Source organism: Mycobacterium sp. OAE908, assembly GCF_017872775.1.
GTDB lineage: Bacteria > Actinomycetota > Actinomycetes > Mycobacteriales > Mycobacteriaceae > Mycobacterium.
The window spans coordinates 3,682,045-3,705,038 of sequence record NZ_JAGGJL010000001.1; the positions used below are offsets into that span (position 1 = coordinate 3,682,045).

Genomic DNA, 22,994 nt, shown 5'->3' on the forward strand with positions numbered 1-22,994 from the left:
TATGCATGTGACCATACAACTATGTATGCTTACACGCAACATGCGATCGTAGTGATAGCCCGCTACCGGCGATGCCGCACTTGGGTTATTGGGGACGAAGGTCAGGGGCACAATGCCGAAATCGCGCGACGAGTCCACGCCCCGCCTTGCTGCGGCTATGCCCTACCCTGACGGGGTGACACAGGTGACGTGGTGGCGGTATGTCATGACTGTGACTGGCAACGCTGCCCAGAAGGAAATTGCCACCGCAACCGGTATCGATCAATCCAGCATCTCCCGCTGGCAACGCGGCACCAACACCCCAAGCGCCGAAGCCGTCGTCGCCCTCGCACGCGTGTACGGCCGGTCTCCGGTCGAAGCACTGGTCGCCGCGGGCTACCTCTCCGGCAGCGAGCTGGGCGTGGTTGAGCTGACAACGCTCACCGGCGACCTGACCGGCGTGTCGATCGACTCCTTGTTAAGCGAAGTCAGGCGCCGGGTGCTCGCCGCGGATCCCGAGCACGCGCAGCCTTGGCCGCCTGGCTGGTCCGCCGATAACCCGGGAATGGGCCGGCATGAGAACAGCGAGCAGGGCGGCGATCTCAACGGCTGACAGATCGTCCGGCCGCACCCGAGACATCACCTGTGCTAGCTCCCACCGCAGATGTGGCAACACGCGGTTCCCGCCCGTTTTCCCATAGCGGCGTGCTGCATTGATGAGGTCGCCTACCTCCGAGAGCTCTGTGTCAATCAACGATCTCACCCCTGACTTTCAAGATCAGAAAACACTGGACTTCAGTGATCCCGCCCCTGACTTGCTAAGGGCTATCGATGAAGCATTCTGCGGCGCAGCGAACTTCATGCGCGGCTACAACCCCCATACTGCGCCTCGCCATACACTTGCGCAAGCAATCGCATGGATTGGGGAATACCGCAACTCTGTAACTCGTCGGGTGGGCTGTCCTCCCAGGTCAACGCATCTGTCCGCGGTGCGGAGACGGTTTAGCGCGATAATCGCGGCTAACCTTGCTAGCCGGCAGCACACCCTCTGCGCATGCCGCACTTGCTGCGCGATCGCTCAGCTCAGCAATCTGCAGCGCGCTTGTACAGAGGTTCAGTTATCTGCGCTTCGCGCACTCTAGGGGGCCTTCGCCAGCGAGAAAAACGCAATCCAGCTGCCATGGCTAACATTCTTCGACGCACAACTCCGAACCGGGCGGACACGCGGCTGCGGGTGTCGGCGTGACATCAATGAAGTGAGGTGTGACGAGGATCCCGCGTCGCCGGCGGCCACGCGGGATCACGTCGATCGAACAGGCGGTCCCTGCCTTCGGGCTCTACCAATCCGCGATTATTGGTAGCCGATCTACCGGTATCCGGATCGGCGCGGCCACGCCAGCGACTGTCGATCACGGTTCCCAGATGAAACTGGTGAGGTCAGTATTCCCAGACGGCCTGTGCGCAGGAAGGCGCCAGCGACGACCATCCCTCGCATCTGACACCAGGTGGGAGATGGTCCGTCAGGTCCAGCTTTCGAACTCGACGCAGATGCAGTGGTTGTCGCCAAAGGAATTGTCGCGACAGGCGCCGTGACCCTCCGCGGCCTTTTCGCGAGCCCTGACATGGTGCTTCGGGTCTAGATGCACATTCAAGTCGTGATGCTCTTTCGCGTGCCCGCAGACCTTGCAATACGTCGTTGTCGCCTCGGTCATCCGTCGATCCTTTCCATGGGCTACGGCGGACGCTACGCGCCGGCAGTTGCTCCCAATCAGATCCAATCGCCCCTGACTTGCAGTGCCATTGGTCCTTGGGTCTCCAGCGCAGTAACGGCCGCCAGCATCAGCTGGCGGCCGTTTCTTGTCAGCGTTGTGGGATCAGTAATCCCACACGGCCGGTACACAGCGGAATGTGTTGCCGGCGGCCGCCACCCGGCAAACGGACGGGAAGGGCAGGTGGGTGGCCACCAGCGCCTCCCCGGTCGACGCCAGCTCCCGCAACAGACGGACCCGGACGCGCGCCGCCTCGTCGGGGTCGTGTTCGAAACCGTTCTGCCACTCGGGATTATCGAACCCCACCTGAAACACGGCGTCGCCGGCAAACGTCAACCGCTCGCCCTTGGACTCCACACGCACCACGCTGTGCCCCGGAGTGTGGCCGCCGGTGCGAGTGATGAGGACTCCTGGCGCGACCTCGTATTCCGTCTCGAACGGCCGTAGGTGGCCGCGGTATTCGTCCAAGAACTGCGTTGCGGTTCGCCGCAGCACGTCGGGTATCGGCTGTGGCATGACGGTCCGCGAGAAATCAGGCGCCTCCCAGAATTCGGCTTCCCTGGCCGCCAGGTGGACTCGCAGGTCGGGACGCAGTCGTGCCTTGAGTCCGTCGGTGAGCAGGCCGCCGACGTGGTCCATGTGCAGGTGGGTGAGCACGACGTCGGTCACCGATCCGGGGTCGATGCCGGCTGCCTCCAGCCGGTGGACTGTCTGCCCGGCCCGCGGGAAGTCGGGAAACTCCACCCCGAGCCCGGCGTCGACGAGGATGGTCCTGCCGCCAGTACGAACCACGACCACGTTGAGTGGCCAGTCGACCACGTCGGGCGCCAGGTACATGTCCGTCAGCCAGCCCGTCAAGTCGGCCGGGTCGGCATTGGTGGCCAACGTCGAGGCGGTAATCGGCAACACGCCATCGCTGATCACCAGCACTTCGATATCGCCGACCTGCTGCGCGTAGCGCGACGGAACCAACTCGTCGAGTCCCGTGCTACCCAGCTGAGAAACGTTGTCCACGCTCATGTTTCCTCTTCTCCTGGCCGCCATACCCGGCGACGGTGTCACCCTCCCTTCTGGTGTTACGCGAGCTGGTCCTCGAGATCATCCCAACCGAACGCGGCGGGCTCAGTCCAGGTCGGCGAGGGCCTGGCGGGCCGCTTCCAGTTCGGCCTCGAGTGCGGCAACCTTGGCGGCCTGCACGGCGCGTGCCTCTTCGATGACCTCGTCGATCGGCATGGACAGGTCCTCATGCAGTTCCTTAGCCGCCCGGGAAACAGCGGCAGCGGCGACCGCGACGTTGCGGGCCAGGTATGTGGTGCCCCGTTTGAGTTCGGCGCGCCATTCACCGTCAGCGGTACCCGTGACCGTAAGAGTCAGCTCCAGAGTCTTGGTCTTCTTGGCGACGGCCTTCTTGGCCGGCGCCTTCTTCGGCTTCTCGTCGGCAGGGGCGGCAGCGGCGGGCGCTTCGGGCGCCGGCCTGGTCTCAGGCGCGGAGCTCTCGCTGGAAGGTACGACGACGGCGGGGGTGTCGAACTCGGTGGACAGCGCTTCGGGTGCCAGAGTGTCTACAGTCATTGTTGCGGCGATCTCCTTTTTGAACATCGCCCGCAGTGAGCGGGCCTGCGAGAGCCCATTGGAACATATGTTCGACTCTCAAGCCACCCAACACTCGCGGTGAGTCGCCCCGTTTCTCACTGCTGCGCGGCGGACGCGAGGATCGGCAGCTTTTCGGGGCAGTAATAGCGCAGCGCGCCACCGAGAAACTGCCACGCCTGCTCCGTTGTGCTGCCCTTCGGCAGTTGCAGGAACACGAATTTCGCCGACTTGTCGGCGTCCTGGTCCAGCCCCTTGTCGAGTCGCTTGCACGTGATCTTCCCGATCCACGCGTTGTAGTCCTTGCCGCCGTAGATGCCATAGGTGTGCAGTTCGTTGGTGAAATCGGTGTCGGGATCGGCCAACGCGGATGGGGCCAACACCAGCGCCGTCGCTATCGCCCCCGCGGCGACCGCTGCCAGTTTGGTCTTCATATCATCCCTATCCGATTGGGCCCGTTGGATTCTCGTCGGAAGCGCCGACGCTGACCGGTGTATCGGGCGCGCGCTCTTTCGGCTTGGGCCACGGCGACGGTCTTGGCCGCATCCGGATGATCTGTGGCCACCAGAACCAGGGCCCCATCATCGCCGCGATCGCCGGCGTCATGAAAGACCGGATCACCAAAGTGTCGAAGAGCAGACCCAGACCGATCGTCGTGCCCACCTGCCCCGCCACCACCAGGTCGCTCACCATCATCGTCATCATGGTGAACGCGAACACCAGGCCTGCCGAGGTGACCACCGCGCCGGTGCCCGCCATCGACCGGATGATTCCGGTCTTGATGCCGGCATGGATCTCTTCTTTGAATCGGGACACCAACAACAAGTTGTAGTCGGAGCCCACCGCCAGCAGGATGATCACCGACATCGCCAGCACCAGCCAATGCAGCGGCCTGCCAAGGATGTGCTCCCAGATCAGCACGGACAAGCCGAACGATGTGCCCAGCGACATCAACACCGTGCCCACGATGACCGCCGACGCCATCACCGCCCGGGTGAGCAACAACATGATGATGAAAATCAAACAGAGCGACGCTATTCCGGCAATGAGCAGGTCCCAGTTGGCACCTTCCTGCATGTCCTTGTAGGTCGAGGCGGTGCCCGCCATGTAGATCTTCGAACCTTCCAGCGGTGTGCCCTTGATGGCCTCGAACGCCGCACTCTTGATCTGTGGCACAAGTTTGATGCCTTCAGGAGTGGCGGGATCACCTTCGTGAGAGATGATGAACCGCACGGCTTTTCCGTCCGGCGAGACGAACATCTTCAGGCCGCGCTTGAAGTCGGCGTTGTCGAAGACTTCCGGTGGCAGATAAAACGAATCGTCGTTCTTCGACTGATCGAACGCCTGGCCCATGGCGCCCTGGTTCTCCTGCATCGCTTTCATCTGATCCTGCTGACTCTTCTGGCTCTGATACATCGTCAGCGTGATCTGCTGCATGCTCTTCATCGACTCGATCTGGGCGGGCATGATCGCGACCATCTGCGGCATGAGCGTGTCGAGCTTTTGCAGGTCTGGCAAGAGGTTCTTGATGTCGTCGGTCATCGTGTCGACACCGTCGAGGGTGTCGAAGATCGAGCGCATCGACCAGCAGATCGGAATGTCGTAGCAGTGCGGTTCCCAGTAGAGGTAGTTGCGGATCGGGCGGAAGAAATCGTCGAAATCCGCTATGTGGTCGCGTAACTCCTCGAGATCGGCGGTGGTGACGACCATCTTGGTGACCATGTTGTGCGTGGTCGCGGCCATCTGCATGGTGATGTTCTGCATCTTCTCCATCGTGTCGATGGAGGTTTGCATGTCATTGGCCTGCGTCAGCATGTTGGCCATGACCTTGTCCATGTAGTCCTGATTCATCTGCTGGGTGGTGCCCTGCGCACCGACCATGAATGGAATCGAGGTGTGCTCAATCGGGACGCCCCGCGGTCTGCTGATGGCCTGCACCCGTCCGACGCCCTGGGTGTGGGCGATCGCCCTTGCTATCCGCTCGATCACCAGCATGTCGGCGGGGTTGCGTACGTCGTGGTCGGTCTCGACCATCAGCAACTCGGGGTTCATCCGGGCTTTGGGGAAATGCCGGTCGGCGGCCGCGTAGCCGATGTTGGCCGGGATGTCCGGTGGAAGGTAATCGCGGTCGAAGTAGCCCGGCTTGTAGGACGGCAGCGCCAACAGTCCGATAAGCGCAAGGGCGACGGATGCGGCGAGAATCGGTCCGGGCCAACGCACTACGGCGGTGCCGACCCGCCGCCAAGTTCGGGTGTCGGTCTTCCGCTTCGGGTCGAACAGGCCGAAGCGGCTGCAGATCGTCAGCAGCGCGGGTGCCATCGTCAGCGCGGCGATGGTCGCGACGAGCATTCCGATGGACAACGGAATGCCCAACGATTCGAAGTAGGGCAGCCTGGTGAAGTGCAGACAGAACGTCGCACCCGCGATGGTCAGACCCGAGCCCAAGATGACGTGAGCGGTGCCGTGATACATGGTGTAGAAGGCGGTTTCGCGGTCCTCGCCGTTGTTGCGCGCTTCGTGGTAGCGGCCCAACAGGAAGATCGCATAGTCCGTACTTGCCGCTATCGCCAGCGTGGTGAGTAGATTGACCGCGAACGTCGACAACCCGATCAAGTTGTAATAGCTAAGGGCCGCAACGATTCCCCGGGCAGCGGACAACTCGATGAACATCATCACCAGAACCAGGAGCACCGTCACGATCGACCGGTAGACGAGCAACAGCATCACGAAGATGACGCCCATGGTGATGGCGGTGATCAGCTTGACGCTTTTATCGCCGGCGTGGTGCTGGTCGTTCGAGAGCGGCGTAGGGCCGGTGACGTAAACCTTGACTCCAGGCGGCGGGGACGACTGGTCGATGATCGTCCGCACGGCCTGCACGGACTCGTTGGCCAGGGTTTCGCCCTGGTTGCCCGCCAGGTACACCTGGACGTTGGCGGCCTTTCCGTCGGCGCTCTGCGCGCCCGTTGCGGTCAGCGGATCGCCCCAGAAATCCTGAACGTGCTGGACGTGCTTGGTGTCGGCTTCGAGTTTCTTGATCAGGCCGTCGTAGTACTTGTGCGCGGCGTCGCCGAGTGGCTGGTCGCCCTCCAGGACGATCATCGCCGAGCTGTTGGAATTGAACTCCTGGAAATCGTGACCGATGCGCTGCATCGCCTGCATCGACGGTGCGTCCTTGGGAGCGAACGACACCGCGTGCGCCTCGCCGACGACTTCCAGCTGCGGGACGATGACGTTGACGATCACGACCAGTGCGATCCAGCCCAAGAAGATCGGCACACAGAACAGTCGGATGAATCGCGGGATCATCGGGTGCGCGCCGACGTGCGTATTACTCATGCGGTCACCTCGCAGGCTCGGTTACCGCATTCTGTGCCGATGATTCGCTCGCAAGCTTCGCTCATGCCGACTTCACCAAGCAGAAGGTCTGGGCGTTCACGCCGTTGGTCGTCCTCTCATCCTTGACCACGCCGTCGACGGTGATTCGGCAACTGATGGTGCCGCCGTCGCTCTGCGCGATGATGTTGGGGCTGGCTGCCGGAGCGGTGGTCGTCAGGGTGAGCTCCCACGGCAACGGCACATTCAGGGCCTTCTGCGGTTGAGCGTCCAGATCCAGGTAGTTGATGGTCGCGACCGAGCCCGACCCGAAGATCTCGTACTTGACGACCTTGGGGTTGAACGGCTCCGGGTCATTGACCAGACCCGCGCCCGGCTTGGTCAGCACCGTGTGGCCGAAGAAACCGCGGAAACGGCCAACCACGAATACCGCGATGGCCACGACCAGCAGGATGACCAGCAGCACCCAAATACGCTTGGCGAAACGCAGCATCAGGGGCCCTCCGTTCCCGCCCCGGACGCATCCCACGCAGGCATTTCGAAGCGATCAAGCCAGCGGTCGATGAACGCGGCGGCTTCGCGATGCCCGCGGGTGATGCCAAGTCCCTGCTCGTGGAGCACCATCCGCGCCAGGCCGCCCATGATCATGGTCATGACCACCGGCGGGAACTGTTCGATGTCGATGCCGCGGGCCTTCAACGCCAAGGTGACTACACCTTCTTCTAGGTCGCGGAATCGCATGGCATAGGCCACGATTTCGCTTCGAATTGCTTTGCGGTGGTTAGCCATCGCGAGGAACTCGGTGAACAACTGCGCATCGTGGGCGCTGCTCAGCTGCCACAGCGCGTGCAGCGGTTGAGCCTCGGCGATTGCCTGACGCTGGCGTGCCAGATTGTCCTCGGCCTTGTCACGCAGAACGGCGACGAACAGATCGTCCATGCTTGGGAAGTAGTAGTGCACCAGCGCGGGCTTGACGCCGGCCTTGCCCGCGACCCTCCGTGACGTCGCCGCGGCGTAGCCTTCGTCGAGCATGATTTGGGCGGTTGCCTCGATTAGCGCAGCCCGAGTCGCCTCGCGTCGGACGCGCGGTCGCTCGTCAGCTGCAGTGCTGGACACGAAGGCAGACTAAGTGTTGAGCAGCCGCCCAACAACCATTTCTTGAGGAATTCGCTGGGCGACGGGTCCGGCCCTGGCGCGACGGTGTCGGCTGGGTCACTTGCGAGCGATTTTGTTGCGTATCGGGGTGCGTGTTGGTCTTCACGCAACAATGGTCGGAGTTGGCGACTAACCCAGGGGTCCTCTGTCATTCTGGCGTCTAGGGCCACAGGGGGAGGTGCCGGTTGGCGATGCCATCAATTCGATTGGCCGACCGGGTCATCACCCGGCTATTGCGGCTCCCGCCGCCCACCAATGCCTTCACGGTGACTCGCGACGTCGTCGTGCCGATGCGCGACGGGATAGATCTGCTGGCCGATCACTACGCGCCGTCGACGACGACACCAGCGGGCACGATCCTCATCCGCGGCCCCTATGGTCGCGGCCCGCTGGCCGCATTCCAGACAGTGCGGGCCTTTGCCTCGCGCGGATACCACGTCATCTTGCAAAGCGTGCGTGGCACTTTCGGCTCCGGCGGTGAATTCGAACCCGGCAGGCGAGAGGTCGAGGACGGCGCCGACACCGTGGCCTGGCTTCGGGCGCAGCCGTGGTTCACCGGGCGCTTTGCCACTATGGGCGGGTCGTACCTCGGCTTCACCCAGTGGGCCATGCTCGCCGATCCGCCACCAGAGTTGGCGGCAGCGGTGATTTCCGTTGGCCCGCACGACATAAGCGACGCCGTATGGGGCACCGGATCGTTTCTGCTCGGCGACTTCCTTGGCTGGAGCGATTTGGTGGCCCGTCAGGAGGACGGCAGATTCAAACCGTTCATCGTCGGCCTTGCGGGCCGTTGGCGCGTGGATCCCGCATTGCGTGCCCTACCACTGGGCGATGCTGCGAAGTCACTGCTTGGCGAGACCGCTCCGTGGTACCAGTCCTGGGTCGCGCACCCGGACACGACCGCCGAGTACTGGCACCCGACACAGTTGCGGTCGGCGCTCGACAAGGTCGATGTCCCCATCCGGTTGATCACCGGATGGCAGGACCTGTTCCTCGAGCAGACGCTGTATCAATTCCGGCACCTGCGGGCGCGTGGCGTCGACGTGGGCCTCACCGTCGGCCCGTGGACGCATGGACAGATCGGCCTGGGCGGGGCGGGCCAGACCACTCGTGAATCCCTGGACTGGCTCGCCGAACATCTGGCCCAAACGCATTCACGCGCGCGCAGAGATCGTGTCCGCATCTTTGTCACCGGAGCGCAGGAGTGGCGCGACTTGGCGCACTGGCCGCCCGAATACGACACGAAAGTGCTTTACCTGCACCCTGATTCGACATTGAGCAAGCAAGCGCCCGCCCCGCGCGCCTCGTCGTCGCAGTTCGTCTACAACCCCGCCGACCCGACACCGACGATCGGTGGGCGGCTGTTGTCCACAGCGGCCGGATACCGCAATGATGCACGCCTCGCCAAGCGCGGCGACGTGCTCAGCTTCACCGGCCCCGCGCTCACCGAAGACCTCGAAGTGATCGGGACACCGTTCGTCGAACTCGTTCACAGCACCGACATCCCGTACGCCGACGTATGGGTGCGGGTCAGCGACGTCGACCCCAAGGGCCGCTCCCGCAACGTCAGCGACGGCTACGTCCGCCTCCCATCCGATCGGGCGCAACCGCTTCGGCTGGACCTCGACGCCATCGCGCATCGATTCGGCGCGGGCCACCGAATCCGGCTACTCATCGCGGGCGGGTCTCATCCGCGCTATGCGCGCAACCTCGGCACCGGCGAGCCGCCACTCACCGGCAGCCGACTCAAGCCGTCGACCCACACCATTGCGCACGGGAGCTCGCGGCTGGTGTTACCGGTGTGACCGTGCGCCCGAACGGTGTGCCGATCCCGCCCAGAATGAACGCGCCTGTCATGGCTTGAGCCTCTCAGTTGATCGCCGTTAGCGAGGCGTGAACAACTCTTCGGCGGCTACCGAGGCAACGCCGAGTTCGCCGGCGACGGCGTCGATTCCTCGCTGTGCGACGGCGAGATCCACGCCCCCGTCGGCGGTGAAGTACGGGCCGATGTAGCGCTCGTAGTGCTTCTGCGCTTCCTCCCGGGTCAGCCGCGGTAATAATGCGGCGACGTAATCGATTGCCAGATTGGGCTTTTCGGCCATGGTGTGAAGCGCACGATGGTTGGCCCGCACTACCGCCTGCAGCGCTGGGCTGTCCGGCGGCGTATAAGCGGGAGCCACGGCAACACCCACGGTGGGAATCTGGAAATGATCGCCGACCCACGCGAGCACGTGGAAGCCTTCCTCCTCGGCGACTTGTTCGGGAGAAAGCGTGCTGCCCACGTAGGCGGCATCGATGGAGCCTTGGCGAAGGCGTCGCAGGTCCATCTGGTAGTCGGCGGGCGCGCGCACCACAGACTCCACATCACGGTCGGGGTCAAGACCGTGTGCACGCAACACGATCCTGGCGAAACAACCGGGTGGAGAATGAGGGGAGTGGACGGCCAGGCGCCGCCCGCGAAGATCAGCCATCGACGTCACATCGGGGCCGCCGAGGAACCAGAACAGCGGACGATGGGTGTTGACGCACAGCATCTTCCATTCGGTGCCGTCTGTCAGCCGCGACAGAAGTGCTCGGCCTAAACCGATCGTCGCGCCGAGGCGCACCCGTTCGATTGGCCACTCGACGCCGTCGCGCACGGCGACGTGCACCCCCTCGTCTTGGTAGTACCCCTCCTGGTCGGCGACGTACGCCACGAGTTCCTCGTGGATACCACGCCCGACAAAAGCCAGATCGATCGTCTGCATGAGCCTGCCTTCTTCCAAATCTATTGCTTCACAGCGAAGTTCAATCCATGGACAGGCCACCGTTGATGGTGAGGTAGTGGCCGGTGGTGAACCCTGAATCGTCGCTTGCCAGGAACGCCACCGTCCTGGCCACCTCGTCTGGGCGCACGAGTCGACCCATGGGGTTGGTCGCGCCGAGATGATGAACTTGGTCGTCTGTCAACTGCTCGGTAACCTTCGTCTCGTCCACCGTGGCCGGGGCGACGAGGTTCGCGGTGATTCCGTGTGGCGCGACCTCGAGCGCGACGTATCTGACGAATTGGTCCAGCGCGGCCTTGGCGGTGCCCAACGTGATCATGCCCTCGCGCGGGCGCCGGGACAATCCGGTGCTCAGGTACACCAGGCGGCCATACCCGCGGGAAATCATGTTTGGCACAACAGCTTTGGTGACCAAAAAGGCAGCGCGCAGCTCGCCATCCAGCTTGTCACCCAGCTGCTCCCAGGTCAGATCGGCGAATGAGGTGACCTTGAACGGGATCATGGCGTTGTGCACCAGCACGTCAACCCCGCCCCACCGCTGCACGGTTTCTTCCATCATCGCGGTGACCGCATCGGCGTCTGTGACGTCGGCCCGAATCGCCACAGCTTCGCCACCCGCCGCCTTCGCGGCTCGGACAACTTCATCCGCCTCGTCAGCACTGGACCTGTAATTGACGACCACCCGTAAGCCTCGCTCCGCGAGGACCAATGCGGTGGCCGCGCCGATTCCTCGGCTGGCTCCAGTGATTACTGCAACGCGACCCATCAGAGTGACCTCTCCGTCGTACTTGTACTGCCTAACACTGCGTCAGAACGCACACGGTTCGTTCGACTAATCGGGATCTTGGTCGCGGGCCGGCATTCACTCTGAACCCGTTTCCTGTGGTTCAGCTGTCAGGCAACTGCCCTTTGGCACCTGTTCGAATCCCGGCTCCCCGGCGTCGACAACCGAATTGAATCGAATTCGAGTCTTCAGGCGGGTGATCTCATCGACCGCGCTCTGGGGAAGCGCGGTGACATCGAAGTTCTCAACGATGCGTGCAGGCGTCACCGACGACGTGAGGACCGCGGAGTCGCGCTGAATGCCCCAAGCCAACAGCACTTGGGCGGGCGTCTTTCCGTAGCGCGCGCTGATATCGAGGATGAGAGGATCGTCGAGCAGGCGCGGCTCCAGCGCGTGTCCGAGTGGTGCGAATGCCAGCAGGACGATGTCCTCAGACCTGCAGTAATCATGGAGATCCCACTGTGGGTGATAGGGATGCGACTCGACCTCGACGACCGTCGGCTTGATCCGGGCCGAATCGACAATCCGACGAGTGCCGTCGACGCCGATGTCGGACAGGCCGATCCCACGGGTGAGTCCCTCGTCGACGAGATCCTCCATCGCGGCCCAGGTCTGCTCCAGCGTGACGCCGTCGTCGTAGATGACTGCTCCGTGGGCATCGCGGGGGTCTTGGTCGTCTCCTGGCTGAAACGCGAACGGCGTGTGCATCAGGTACAGGTCGACCGCGTCGAGTCCCAGTCGTTCCAGGCTGGCCTTGAGGGCGGCCCTGACCCGGTCCGGACGGTGGTTGTTGTTCCACAGCTTGGTGGTGACGAACAGGTCCTCTCGCCGGACGGTTCCGTCCTCGAACAGCTCTTTGAGCGCTGCGCCGACTTCCGTTTCGTTTCGGTACCTTTCGGCACAGTCGAGGTGACGGAACCCCACCTCGACCGCGGACTTGGTCGCGCGCCGCGTCTTCGTTTGGTCCGAAACCAGCGTTCCGAACCCCAGCGCGGGAATCTCGTCGCCGTTGTTCAAGGCCTTGCCGTGCTGAAACAGCTTGTCACTCAACGCCATGTCGATCGTTCTCCTTCATCTGTGCGACGGCTACGGCTGTGGTCCAGACCGCGCTCGCGAGGAATCGGTAGTTCACCAGCGCGGCCAGATAGCCGTCGCCTTCGGGAAGCCGTGGGCCTGCGGTGGCGTCTTTGACCACAGCCACCTCGAACCCTTGCTCGACGAGTTCGCGAAGATGGCCTTCCACGCAGAGGTTGGCGGCCATGCCCGCCAGGATGACCTGGTTCACGCCGCGCTTACGCAACTGCAGCACAAGGTCATTCGACTCGGGACCGACGATCTTGTGCGGCGACGCGATCACGGTTTGGCCGTCGTGGATGTGGTGCTGGTAGTCGGGCAGGAAGTCGGCACCCGAACCCGCGAAACCCTGCGTCGTGTACGCGCCCTGGCGGGTGAACATGCCGACGGAACCCATGAACTGTTCGAGCGGATCGCCGAACAACCACTGCTTGTCGGTGGGATAGAAGTAGTGCGGCGAGACCGCGACCGTGATGCCTGACAGCTTCGCGGCATCCAACAGCTCGCCGATGTGAGCGACGGTGTCGTTGTCGCGGATGCTGTCACCGAACACCGGCCATGAGACCCCGGCGGGGCTGAGGAAGTCGATCTGCGGATCGGTGATGACCAGTGCGGCGTGCGCGTGGTCGAGCTCGAAGCCGGACGGCGGGAGCGCCGGATGCTGTGGTTCCTGGTATGTGGACACGTCTTTGAGAATAGATGACCAGTCGTCTATAAATCAATGTGCGAAGGGTCACGTCGTGAACGGCAGGGGATCAGCGGAGCAGGGCTGGGACGGTAATGGCTTCGAACCGGTCATAGGGCGCGCGACTGCGCGTCACCTTGCCGCGAAGGGCCGCGCCCTCCCACGACTCGATCAACAGGGCGGCGAGTTCGGCCGCGTCGAGGTCCGAGCGAATGCCACCGGAGCGGCGCTGGCCGGCACGCACACATGCGGTGAGAGCCCCGCCCCAGCCGTCGAGGATGCGCGTGAGCTCGGCGCGGACAGGCTCGCTCGTTCCGCTGAGTTCTAGCGACAGATTGCCGATGAGGCAGCCGAGCAGGAAATCGCCTGCCGCGTGTTCGTCGGCAAGTGCATGGAAGAAGCGCTGAATTCTGTCCTGCGCCCGACCGTCCGAATCGAGGATCGGCAGCAGTCGCGCCTCGATGTCTGACCAGTAGTGGTCGAGGATCGCTGCGCCGAACGCCTCCTTGCTCGGGAAGTACGCGTAGAAGGAGCCCTTCGGCACACCGGCCGCGTCGGTGATGTCCTTGACGCCGCTGGCGGCGAAGCCGCGTGAGTGCACAAGGTCCAGGCCTGCGGCCAGCAGACGCTGGCGCACTTCGGGATTCGGCGGGCGTGGCATACCTTCGATAGTAGCCGACCGGTCACCTATCTTCGTTTCTGTCGAACGAGAACCTGGTGGGAGCCAGGGACCGATGCGAGACTGTGGGTTCATCAGTCCATCCCGAGACGCGAGGTGACTTCCCCATGGCCAAGGTTCTTTTCGTCGTGACCGGCGCGAGCTATTGGACACTCGCAGACGGCACGAGGCATCCGACGGGCTACTGGGCTGAGGAGTTCGCCGCTCCCTACAGCGAACTCACCAAAGCCGGCCACCAGATCGTCGTCGCGACACCCGGTGGTGTGGTGCCCCACGTCGACGTGATGAGCCTGCGTCCCGCGATGGCGGGCAGCGCGGAGATCGCCCTCGAACTCGAGGAGATCCTTCGTTCGGCGGAGGAGTTGCGCCACCCGATCGAGTTGGCCGACGCACGCGTCGAGGACTACGACGCCGTCTACTATCCCGGCGGGCACGGGCCCATGGAGGACCTGTGGGAGGACGCCGACTCCGGACGACTGCTGATCGCGGCGCTCGCATCCGGTAAGCCACTTGCCATCGTCTGTCACGCACCGGTCGCCATGATGGCTACTCGCCGCAACGGTACTTCCCCCTTCGCTGGATACCGTGTCACGGCGTTCACCAATGATGAGGAGGACGGGGTCGGCCTGCGCGCCAAGGCAAGGTGGACGGCCGAGGACGAATTGGTGAAGATGGGCGTCGATTTCCAGCGTGGCGAGATGTGGAAGCCCTACACGCTCGTCGACCGCAACCTGTACACCGGTCAGAACCCTGCGTCCGCAGGCCCATTGGCGCGCGAGTTCATGAAAGCACTCAGCTAGCGCTTCGACGCAGGAAGGCATCGTGAGCTCTACGCGAATCTCCGTTACGCGCCGATCGCCCGCGTACTGGCGAGTGACGTTCGACCACCCGCCGCTGAACATCTTCGGGCCGGAGAGCAGCCTGGAACTCGGGCGGGTGATCGCCGATCTGGAGAACGACGAGGACGTCAAGGTCGTCGTCTTCGACAGCGCCGTCGACGGGTTCTTCCTGACGCACTACGACTTTGACGCACCGCTGGAGGAGTCGACCCGGCTACCGGTCGGCACGACCGGTCTGCAGTATCTGCCTGATCTTCTCGCCAGACTGAGCCGGGCCCCGTTCGTCTCGATCGCCGCAATTCGCGGCAGGGCAACGGGTGTGGGCAGCGAACTGGCGCTCGCAAGTGACATGCGTTTCGCCAGCCGGGAGAAGGCCGTCTTGTCGCAATGGGAAGTCGGCGCCGGCCTGGTGCCGGGTGGCGGACCGATCGCACGGCTGTCCCGGTTGATCGGTCGCGGGCGCGCCTTGGAAGTACTGCTCGGCGCGGACGACATCGACGGGGATCTCGCCGAGCGGTACGGCTACGTCAACCGCGCGCTGCCCGACGCGGAACTCGACACCTTCGTCGACGCGCTGGCGCTGCGCATCTCGTCGTTCGACAAGCAGGCCATCGCCGAAACGAAGCACCTCGCGAATGTGAGCACCTTGCCGTCCGACGCCGAGATCGCACCGGAGTGGGAGGCTTTCCTCGCTGCACTGGCCAGGCCCGCCGCCCAACAGCGGGTGCAGACGCTGATCGAACGCGGCTTGCAGAAGCCCGGAGACGTGGAGACGCGGTTGGGTTACCACGTCGGTCAACTCGGCGAAACGGATCATGCGTAGGACGCTGGGTGTGTGGCTCGCGGCCGCGTTGCTCGCCATATTGGTTTCGGCGTGCTCGAACTCAGGCAGTGCGGCGAATCTGCCTCCAACCGAGCAACGGCCCGTGGCGTACAAGACTGCGGATGTCGACGGCCTTTCGATCTTCTATCGCGAAGCCGGTCCGACTGACGGGCCCGTTGTGCTTCTGCTGCACGGCTTCCCGTCGTCATCGCGGATGTTCGATCCGCTGTTCGCCCGGCTTTCAGACCGCTTCCATCTGATCGCCCCCGACCTTCCCGGCTTCGGCCACAGCGACTGGCCCGATCCAGCGAAGTTCGCCTACACCTTCGATCACCTGGCCGCGGTGGTGGACCATTTCACCGAGAAGCTCGGCCTGTCGCAGTACAACCTCTCGTTCCAGGACTACGGCGCCGACGTAGGCATGAGAATGGTTGTCGCGCATCCAGAACGACTGCAGAGCCTCATCATCCAAAACGCCGCATTGCATGCTGACGCACTCGGGCCGCTGTGGGACGCGAGGCGAGCGTTCTGGGCCGACCGCGTGGGCCATGAGGCCCAGTTCCGGAGGAACTTTCTTTCCTTGGAGGCGACCCGGCAGCGGCACGTCGGCACCGATCCAAACATCGAGCGTTACGACCCCGATCTGTGGACCGACGAATACCGCTTCCTGACCGACCCGGCTCAGGGCAATATTCAGGTCGACTTGTTCTACGACTACCGGACCAACGTCTCGTCCTATGACGCCTGGGATGCGTGGCTGCGCGAGCACAAGCCGCGCACCATGGTGCTGTGGGGAAAGTACGATCCGTCGTTCCTCATCGCGGAGACCGCCGCGGACCAACGGGACATTCCCGGCGCGGAGTTGCACATCGTCGACGGAGGCCATTTCGCGCTCGACACCGCCGCGTCAGAAATGGCGGACCACATCCGCAATTTCCTGTCAGCCAATCAGCATTGACTACCGGCACCGTCAAACAACGAGGAGATTTCTATGGCAGTCACCGTGATACTCGAACTGAAATTCAAGCCTGAGTCGGTCGCGGCGGGCCGCGATGTCATGGGCCGGGCGCTTCAAGACACCCGCGCCTTCGACGGCAATCTCCGAACCGACGTCCTCGTCGATGAGGACGACGACGCGCACTGGCTCATCTACGAAATCTGGGAGACGGTCGAGCACGATGAGGCTTACCGCAGTTTTCGCGCGGGCGACGGCCGAATCACCGATTTACCTCCACTGCTCGCCGAGCCGCCCGTCAAGAAGCGGTACATCAGCAGCGACGTCTGACTCGACTAACTGTCGGTGGCGGCGACGGCGTCAGGCATCCGACGCCTCGCCTTGGCACGCCGCCGGTTCCAAGCGAACGAAAACCCCTTTGGAGGTTGGGGTGTTGCTGATGTCGGCGACGCTGTCGAGCGGAACGAGCACGTTGGTCTCCGGGTAATACGACGCCGCCGAACCTCGCGCAGCGGGATAGGCAACTACGCGAAAGTCCTTCGCCCGCCGCTCGATACCGTCTTCCCAACTGCTGACCAAATCGACCCGCTGCGCATCGGCCAATCCGAGCGCATCGATGTCGACGGGATTGACCAACACGATCCGGCGGGCGTTCTTGATGCCGCGGTACCGGTCGTTCGGGGCGTACGGCACAGTATTCCACTGGTCGTGTGACCGCATGGTCTGCAGTACGAGATGCCCTGCGGGGACCCGGATTCTGTCGAAGGTGTTACGCGTGAACTGCGCCTTACCCGATGCCGTGTTGAACCGGTACTCGTTGACCGGATTGGTCAGTGCGAAGCCGCCCGGCCGACGCACCCGATCATTGAAGTCCTCGAAGTCGGGGACCACCCGGGATATCGCGTCGCGGATCACGTCATAGTCGGATTCGAACTTCTCCCAAGAAATTTCCGGCCCGCTGCCCAGCGTGCGACGGGCGAGCCTGCACACGATCGCCACCTCACTCAGCAGAGTGTCAGATGCGGGCGTGAGCCTGCCGCGGGATTGATGCACGATGCTCATCGAGTCTTCGACCGTGACGAACTGCTCGCCGGTTGACTGGACATCGCGGTCGGTGCGGCCCAATGTCGGCAGTATCAACGCCGTCTGGCCGCACACCGCGTGCGAGCGGTTGAGCTTCGTCGAGACGTGTGCTGTCAACCGGCAGTTGCGCATCGCACGTTCGGTCACATCGCTATCCGGGGTGGCGCGCACGAAATTGCCTGCGAAGCCAACGAACACCTTGGCTCTGCCATCGCGCATCGCCCGGATGGAGTCGACCGCGTCCAAGCCGTGATGCGGCGGGGGAGTGAAGCCGAACTCCGCTTCGAGGGCATCGAGGAACGACTGCGGCATCTTCTCCCAGATGCCCATTGTGCGGTCACCCTGGACATTGCTGTGCCCGCGGACCGGACAGACGCCGGTTCCCGGCCTGCCCAGGTTTCCGCGCAGCATCAGGAAATTCACCATCTCGCGGACTGTTGCCACGCCGTGCTTCTGTTGGGTGACCCCCATCGCCCAGCAGACGATGACCTTCGTGCTCTTCAGCACACGGTCGACCACGCTCTGGATTTCCTCACGCGAAAGGCCGGTCGCGTCAAGGACATCCGACCATGCGATCTGCCGAGCGTGATCGGCGAACTCGGCAAAGCCCGAGGTGTGGGTGTCGATGAACGCGAAGTCCAGCACTGTCCCGGGTGCGGCGTCCTCGGCCTTGAGCAGCAGCGCATTGATGGCCTGAAACAGCGCCAGGTCGCCGCACGGTTTGATGTGCAGGAACTGATCGGCAATCGGCGTTCCGCCGCCGACGATTCCGCTGAGCTTCTGTGGGTTCTTGAACCGGATCAGCCCCGCTTCGGGCAACGTGTTCACAGCGATGACATGGCCACCGTTGCGCTTGGTCTCCTCCAGCGCCGACAGCATCCGCGGCATGTTGGTGCCGGGGTTGAGGCCGACTGCGAGCACCAGGTCGGCCTCGTGCAGATCGTCGAGGCTCACGCTGCCCTTGCCGACGCCGAGCGTCTCGTTCAGGCCGGCGCCGCTGGATTCGTGACACATGTTGCTGCAGTCGGGCAGATTGTTGGTGCCATACGCCCGGGCGAACAACTGCAGCAGGAAGGCCGCCTCGTTGCTGAGCCTGCCCGACGTGTAGAACAGCGCCTCGTCGGGTGAATCGAGGCTGCGCAGTTCGGCAGCCAGCAGGTCGAGGGCTCCGTCCCAGCTGATCGGTTCGTAGTGATCTGACCCTGGCGCCTTGACCATCGGCTCGGTCAGCCGACCCTGCTCGTTGAGCCACATGTCGGACTTCGTGGCGAGCTCGGTTATCGAGTGCTCACGGAAGAACTCCCGCGTGAGCCGGCGCGTGGTGGCCTCGTCGTTGATGTGTTTGGCACCGTTTTCGCAGTACTCGTTCTTGTGTCGCTTGCCCGCCTCGGGCTCCGGCCAGGCGCAGCCAGGGCAGTCGATCCCGTTGGCCTGATTGATGCTGAGCAGATTGATCGCCGTTCGGACCAGCGACGTCTGCCCGAGCGAGTACTCCAGCGCGTGCATCACGGCGGGCACGCCTGCGGCTGACTTCTTGGGCGCCTTGATCTTCGGGTTCTCGACGCCCATGGTCAGAGAACCTTGAGTTCCTCGGCGACCTCGGTGACCGACTTCTTCGCATCGCCGAACAGCATGGTGGTGCCGTCGGCGTAGAACAACGGGTTCTCGATGCCCGCGAAGCCGGAGTTCATCGACCGCTTGAGCACGATCACCGACTTGGACTGGTCGACGTTGAGGATCGGCATGCCGTGAATTGGGCTCGACGGGTCGTTGCGCGCCGCTGGGTTGGTGACATCGTTGGCTCCGATGACGATGGTCACGTCGGTGCGCGAGAAGTCATCGTTGATATCGTCCATCTCCTTCATCGCGTCGTACTCGACGTCGGCCTCGGCCAGCAGCACATTCATGTGCCCAGGCATCCGTCCCGCGACGGGGTGGATCGCGTATTTGACTGGCACGCCGCGCTGTTCGAGCATGCCGGCCAGGTCCTTGACGGCGTGCTGCGCCTGGGCAACCGCCAAGCCGTAACCGGGCACGACGATGACCTGGTTGGCGTAGGCCATCTGGATCGCGGCGTCGGCCGCCGAGGTCGCCTTCACCACCTTCTCGACTCCGTCATCGCTCGACGCTGCCATTCCGCTGCCGCCAAAGCCGCCTGCCACGATCGCGGGAATGGAGCGGTTCATCGCCTTGGCCATCAGATTCGTCAGGATCGAACCGGACGCGCCGACGATCATGCCTGCGACGATCATCGATGTGTTGTTCAGAGCCAAACCCGCTGCAGCGGCCGACAATCCGGTGAGGGCGTTGAGCAATGAAATGACCACCGGCATATCGGCGCCTCCGATCGGCAGCACCACCATCAGGCCCAGCACGCCCGCGGCCGCCAGCAGCCCGATCATCCACCACAGCGCCGCCCCGCCGCTGCCGGGATGCGCGCCAAGTCCGATAGCGACCGCGGCGGCCACCGCACCCAACAGCAGCAACAGGTTGAACGGCTGCTGCAGCTTCCCGATGCCGATCGGGCGGCCTGGCAGGATCTCCTGCAGCTTGCCGAACGCGATGATCGAGCCCCAGAACGAGATCGAGCCGATGATCGCGGCGAACATCGAGGCCACCACGATGTGCACCGTCGGCGACTCACCGTGCTTGAAGTTCGAGAAGCCCGACGTATCAATGAATTCCGACAGTGCGATCAGCGCGACCGTACCGCCGCCCACCCCGTTGAACAGAGCGACCAGCTGGGGCATCGCGGTCATCTTCGTCAACCGCGCGGGTGGCACTCCCAGTGCCACGCCGAGCAGCAGGCCCGCGATGATGAGCCCCCAGTTTTCGGTGTGCCGGATCGCGATCAGCGTCGCCACCACCGCCAGGGCCATGCCCGCACCGGCGATCCAGTTGCCGCGCACCGCGGTCTTGGGACCGGTCAGTCCCATCAGGCCGTAGATGAACATCGCGAACGCGATGATGTAGAGCACTGTGACGAGATAGTTCATCGCGCGGCCTTCTTGCCCTTGAACATGCCCAGCATCCGATCGGTGACCACGAAACCGCCGACCACATTGAGCGTTCCGAACACCACGGCGACGAACAGGATGACCTGGATAGCGAGCGACGGATGCTCGACGCGGCCGAGCACCACCAGCGCGCCGATCAGCACGATGCCGTGAATGGCGTTCGTGCCCGACATCAACGGCGTGTGCAAGGTGTTGGGGACCTTGGAGATCACCGAGAAACCGACGAATCCCGACAACACCAGGATCGCCAGATTCGCCAACAACTGGTCGTACACGTCAGTTCGTCCTCTCGCGTGTGACGCAGGAAGCGGCGACGACTTCGTCGTCGAAATCCGGTGCTACCTCGCCGTCTTTGATCAGCAGATCCAGCAGTGCCGCAATGTTTTTGGCATACAACTCGCTGGCGTGCTCGGGCATGGTGGCTGGCAGGTTCAGCGGAGACGCGATCGTCACGTCGTGTTTGACGACGGTTTGTCCCGGTTCGGTCAGCTCGCAGTTGCCGCCGGTCTCGCCGGCCAGGTCGACCACGACGCTGCCGGGTTTCATGCCCTCCACCGCGGCCGCAGTCACCAACCGCGGGGCAGGGCGGCCGGGCACGAGCGCGGTGGTGATGACGACGTCGAACCCGGTGATCGCCTTCTCCAGTGCGTCCTGCTGCTGCGCCCGCTCCGCTTCGGTGAGTTCGCGGGCATAGCCGCCCTCACCGGCCGCGTCGATGCCGAGGTTCAGCCATTGCGCGCCGACCGAGCGCACCTGGTCGGCCACTTCGGGACGTACGTCGTAGCCGGTGGTCTTACCGCCCAGTCGCTTCGCCGTCGCCAGCGCCTGCAGACCCGCCACCCCGACGCCGAGCACCAGCACCGTAGCCGGCTTCACGGTGCCCGCGGCCGTCGTGAGCATCGGGAAGAACCGGGTGGATTCCGACGCCGCCAGCAACACCGCCTTGTATCCCGCGACGTTGGCCTGCGATGACAACGCATCCATGGCCTGCGCGCGGGAAATGCGGGGAATCGCTTCCATCGCAAAGCCGGTCACCCCAGCCAGTCGTAAGCCGTCGGCGACCTCGGGGCGAGTTCGCGGTGCCAGAAACCCGACGACGGTGGATTCCGGCTTCAGCAGCGCGATCTCATCGGTGGTCGGAGGGTTCACCTTCACCACAAGGTCTGCCGGCCATGGGTCGCCAATGCTGGCGCCCGCCTGTTCGTATTGTTCGTCGGGAATCAATGCTCCTGTGCCAGCACCACTTTCGACGACGACGGCAATGCCCGCGGCATGCAGTTTCTCGACGACCTTGGGGACCAACGCGACACGACGTTCATCCGCCGCTGTCTCACGCGGCACTCCGATCAGCGTCATATTCCTCTTCCTGGCAGGGCGGGACCATTGCCACAGTAGAGGAGATCGCATACTGTATGCAACCAGTCCAGACCATACCCAAGGAGTCGCCGTGAGAATTGCAGTCGTCGGGGCCGGAGCGATCGGCGCCTACTGGGGTGCTGCACTGCACCGGGGTGGTGCGGAGGTGCACCTGATCGCGCGCAACGAGCATCTGCGGGCGATGCGCGAGAACGGCGTCCGGGTTCTCAGCCCGCGGGGTGACTTCGTGGCTCACCCGCACGCCACGGACGACCCCGCCGAGATCGGCCCCGTCGACTACGTCTTCCTCGGACTCAAGGCGCACAGCTACCCGACGTGCGGTCCACTGGTCGAACCGCTCCTCGGCGAGCACACCGCGGTGCTTCCCGCGCAGAACGGGATCCCGTGGTGGTACTTCCACCAACTGGCAGGCCCATACGAGGGTCGTCGCATCGAGGCGGTGGATCCGGGCGGGGCGACCAGTGCCGTGTTGTCACCCGAGCGCGCCATCGGTTGCGTGGTGTATCCGGCGACAACGATCGAGGCGCCGGGCGTGATCCGGCATCTGGAAGGCACCCGGTTCTCCATCGGCGAGCCGTCCGGGGAGGTCTCGCCGCGCTGTAAAGCGTTGAGCGACGCCATGATTGTCGGTGGGCTGAAGGCGCCGGTCGAGCCGAATCTGCGTGACGACATCTGGATCAAGTTGATGGGCAACGTCGCGTTCAACCCAATCAGTGCGCTCACCAGAGCGACTATGGTCGAGATCTGCCAAAACCCGCACACCCGTCAGATCGTCACTCAACTGATGGAAGAAACGCTCGACATCGCCGCGAGAGTTGGTAGTAAGCCGGACATTTCGATCGAGAAGCGGCTGCGCGGGGCGGAGAACGTCGGCCACCACAAGACGTCGATGCTGCAGGACCTCGAGGCGGGCAAACAACTGGAACTCGACGCGATCGTCACCGCGGTCGTCGAGATGGCCGACCTCACCGGTGCGCCTGCTCCGACGCTACGCACCGTCCACGCGGCCACCGACCTGCTCTCACGGACATGCGTGCCGGGCGCGTGGCACGCCGACGCCATCCCCGCCCTGCGCTGAAAGGAA

Annotated in this window: 23 protein-coding genes; 7 read left to right on the forward strand and 16 right to left on the reverse strand. The window is 63.8% G+C overall.

Features of this window, described 5'->3' with window-relative positions:
• Nucleotides 1–175: 175 nt before the first annotated feature.
• Nucleotides 176–592, forward strand: coding sequence for a helix-turn-helix transcriptional regulator (locus tag J3E61_RS18130; RefSeq protein ID WP_210084469.1), 417 nt, complete (start codon nt 176–178; stop codon nt 590–592).
• A 907-nt stretch (nt 593–1,499) separates the two neighbouring features.
• Here J3E61_RS18130 and J3E61_RS18135 read toward each other — a convergent pair.
• From J3E61_RS18135 to J3E61_RS18165, 7 genes are all read right to left on the reverse strand, one after another.
• Nucleotides 1,500–1,691, reverse strand: a complete 192-nt coding sequence (locus J3E61_RS18135; protein ID WP_210084470.1) for a hypothetical protein — start codon at nt 1,689–1,691, stop codon at nt 1,500–1,502.
• Between the two features lie 162 nt (nt 1,692–1,853).
• Complete coding sequence (locus J3E61_RS18140) at nt 1,854–2,768, reverse strand: MBL fold metallo-hydrolase (protein ID WP_210084471.1); 915 nt, start codon at nt 2,766–2,768, stop codon at nt 1,854–1,856.
• A gap of 102 nt (nt 2,769–2,870) precedes the next feature.
• Complete coding sequence (locus tag J3E61_RS18145; RefSeq protein ID WP_210084472.1) at nt 2,871–3,320, reverse strand: hypothetical protein; 450 nt, start codon at nt 3,318–3,320, stop codon at nt 2,871–2,873.
• Nucleotides 3,321–3,436: 116 nt separating this feature from the next.
• Nucleotides 3,437–3,772, reverse strand: coding sequence for a DUF732 domain-containing protein (locus tag J3E61_RS18150; protein WP_210084473.1), 336 nt, complete (start codon nt 3,770–3,772; stop codon nt 3,437–3,439).
• Nucleotides 3,773–3,779: 7 nt separating this feature from the next.
• The gene (locus J3E61_RS18155; RefSeq protein ID WP_210084474.1) at nt 3,780–6,677 is read right to left on the reverse strand and encodes an MMPL family transporter; all 2,898 of its coding nucleotides are present in this window, start codon (nt 6,675–6,677) and stop codon (nt 3,780–3,782) included.
• Between the two features lie 61 nt (nt 6,678–6,738).
• Nucleotides 6,739–7,167 carry a hypothetical protein gene (locus J3E61_RS18160; protein ID WP_192721636.1) on the reverse strand — a complete coding sequence of 143 codons (429 nt, stop codon included), beginning with the start codon at nt 7,165–7,167 and terminating at the stop codon, nt 6,739–6,741.
• Nucleotides 7,167–7,790 carry a TetR family transcriptional regulator gene (locus J3E61_RS18165; RefSeq protein ID WP_192721635.1) on the reverse strand — a complete coding sequence of 208 codons (624 nt, stop codon included), beginning with the start codon at nt 7,788–7,790 and terminating at the stop codon, nt 7,167–7,169. Before J3E61_RS18165 ends, J3E61_RS18160 begins: the two co-directional genes overlap by 1 nt.
• Nucleotides 7,791–8,020: 230 nt before the next feature.
• On the opposite strand from J3E61_RS18165, the gene J3E61_RS18170 reads away from it, so the two are divergent.
• Nucleotides 8,021–9,634, forward strand: coding sequence for a CocE/NonD family hydrolase (locus tag J3E61_RS18170; protein WP_210084475.1), 1,614 nt, complete (start codon nt 8,021–8,023; stop codon nt 9,632–9,634).
• A 78-nt stretch (nt 9,635–9,712) separates the two neighbouring features.
• Here J3E61_RS18170 and J3E61_RS18175 read toward each other — a convergent pair whose 3' ends face one another.
• The 5 genes from J3E61_RS18175 to J3E61_RS18195 form a co-directional block, all read right to left on the reverse strand.
• A complete protein-coding gene (locus J3E61_RS18175; protein WP_210084476.1) occupies nt 9,713–10,576 on the reverse strand; it encodes an ABC transporter substrate-binding protein in 864 nt (287 codons plus the stop codon).
• 40 nt (nt 10,577–10,616) lie between these two features.
• Nucleotides 10,617–11,360, reverse strand: a complete 744-nt coding sequence (locus J3E61_RS18180) for an SDR family oxidoreductase (RefSeq protein WP_210084477.1) — start codon at nt 11,358–11,360, stop codon at nt 10,617–10,619.
• A gap of 96 nt (nt 11,361–11,456) precedes the next feature.
• Complete coding sequence (locus tag J3E61_RS18185) at nt 11,457–12,434, reverse strand: aldo/keto reductase (protein ID WP_210084478.1); 978 nt, start codon at nt 12,432–12,434, stop codon at nt 11,457–11,459.
• Entirely contained in the window at nt 12,421–13,137 is a 717-nt protein-coding gene (locus tag J3E61_RS18190; protein ID WP_210084479.1) for a cysteine hydrolase, read from the reverse strand. The genes J3E61_RS18185 and J3E61_RS18190 overlap by 14 nt, the downstream gene beginning before the upstream one ends.
• 70 nt (nt 13,138–13,207) lie before the next feature.
• Nucleotides 13,208–13,798, reverse strand: a complete 591-nt coding sequence (locus J3E61_RS18195) for a TetR family transcriptional regulator C-terminal domain-containing protein (protein WP_210084480.1) — start codon at nt 13,796–13,798, stop codon at nt 13,208–13,210.
• Nucleotides 13,799–13,923: 125 nt separating this feature from the next.
• Between J3E61_RS18195 and J3E61_RS18200 the strand changes: the two genes are divergently transcribed.
• From J3E61_RS18200 to J3E61_RS18215, 4 genes are read left to right on the forward strand one after another with little or no spacing between them, the layout of a single operon-like run.
• Entirely contained in the window at nt 13,924–14,616 is a 693-nt protein-coding gene (locus J3E61_RS18200; protein WP_192721629.1) for a DJ-1/PfpI family protein, read from the forward strand.
• A gap of 22 nt (nt 14,617–14,638) precedes the next feature.
• Nucleotides 14,639–15,478: an enoyl-CoA hydratase/isomerase family protein gene (locus tag J3E61_RS18205; protein ID WP_210084481.1), complete on the forward strand. Its 840-nt coding sequence runs from the start codon at nt 14,639–14,641 to the stop codon at nt 15,476–15,478.
• A complete protein-coding gene (locus tag J3E61_RS18210; RefSeq protein ID WP_210084482.1) occupies nt 15,471–16,436 on the forward strand; it encodes an alpha/beta hydrolase in 966 nt (321 codons plus the stop codon). The genes J3E61_RS18205 and J3E61_RS18210 overlap by 8 nt, the downstream gene beginning before the upstream one ends.
• A gap of 33 nt (nt 16,437–16,469) precedes the next feature.
• Complete coding sequence (locus J3E61_RS18215) at nt 16,470–16,763, forward strand: antibiotic biosynthesis monooxygenase (protein ID WP_192721627.1); 294 nt, start codon at nt 16,470–16,472, stop codon at nt 16,761–16,763.
• Nucleotides 16,764–16,793: 30 nt separating this feature from the next.
• On the opposite strand, the gene J3E61_RS18220 is transcribed toward J3E61_RS18215, so the two are convergent.
• From J3E61_RS18220 to J3E61_RS18235, 4 genes are read right to left on the reverse strand one after another with little or no spacing between them, the layout of a single operon-like run.
• Nucleotides 16,794–19,085 (reverse strand): FdhF/YdeP family oxidoreductase, encoded by a 2,292-nt coding sequence (locus J3E61_RS18220; protein WP_210084483.1) that lies wholly within the window; start codon nt 19,083–19,085, stop codon nt 16,794–16,796.
• A gap of 2 nt (nt 19,086–19,087) precedes the next feature.
• Nucleotides 19,088–20,512 carry an NAD(P)(+) transhydrogenase (Re/Si-specific) subunit beta gene (locus J3E61_RS18225; RefSeq protein ID WP_210084484.1) on the reverse strand — a complete coding sequence of 475 codons (1,425 nt, stop codon included), beginning with the start codon at nt 20,510–20,512 and terminating at the stop codon, nt 19,088–19,090.
• Nucleotides 20,509–20,808 (reverse strand): NAD(P) transhydrogenase subunit alpha, encoded by a 300-nt coding sequence (locus tag J3E61_RS18230; protein ID WP_210084485.1) that lies wholly within the window; start codon nt 20,806–20,808, stop codon nt 20,509–20,511. The genes J3E61_RS18225 and J3E61_RS18230 overlap by 4 nt, the downstream gene beginning before the upstream one ends.
• A 1-nt stretch (nt 20,809) precedes the next feature.
• Nucleotides 20,810–21,889, reverse strand: coding sequence for a Re/Si-specific NAD(P)(+) transhydrogenase subunit alpha (locus tag J3E61_RS18235; RefSeq protein WP_210084486.1), 1,080 nt, complete (start codon nt 21,887–21,889; stop codon nt 20,810–20,812).
• 91 nt (nt 21,890–21,980) lie between these two features.
• Between J3E61_RS18235 and J3E61_RS18240 the strand changes: the two genes are divergently transcribed.
• Entirely contained in the window at nt 21,981–22,988 is a 1,008-nt protein-coding gene (locus J3E61_RS18240) for a 2-dehydropantoate 2-reductase (protein WP_210084487.1), read from the forward strand.
• The last annotated feature ends 6 nt before the right edge of the window (nt 22,989–22,994 follow it).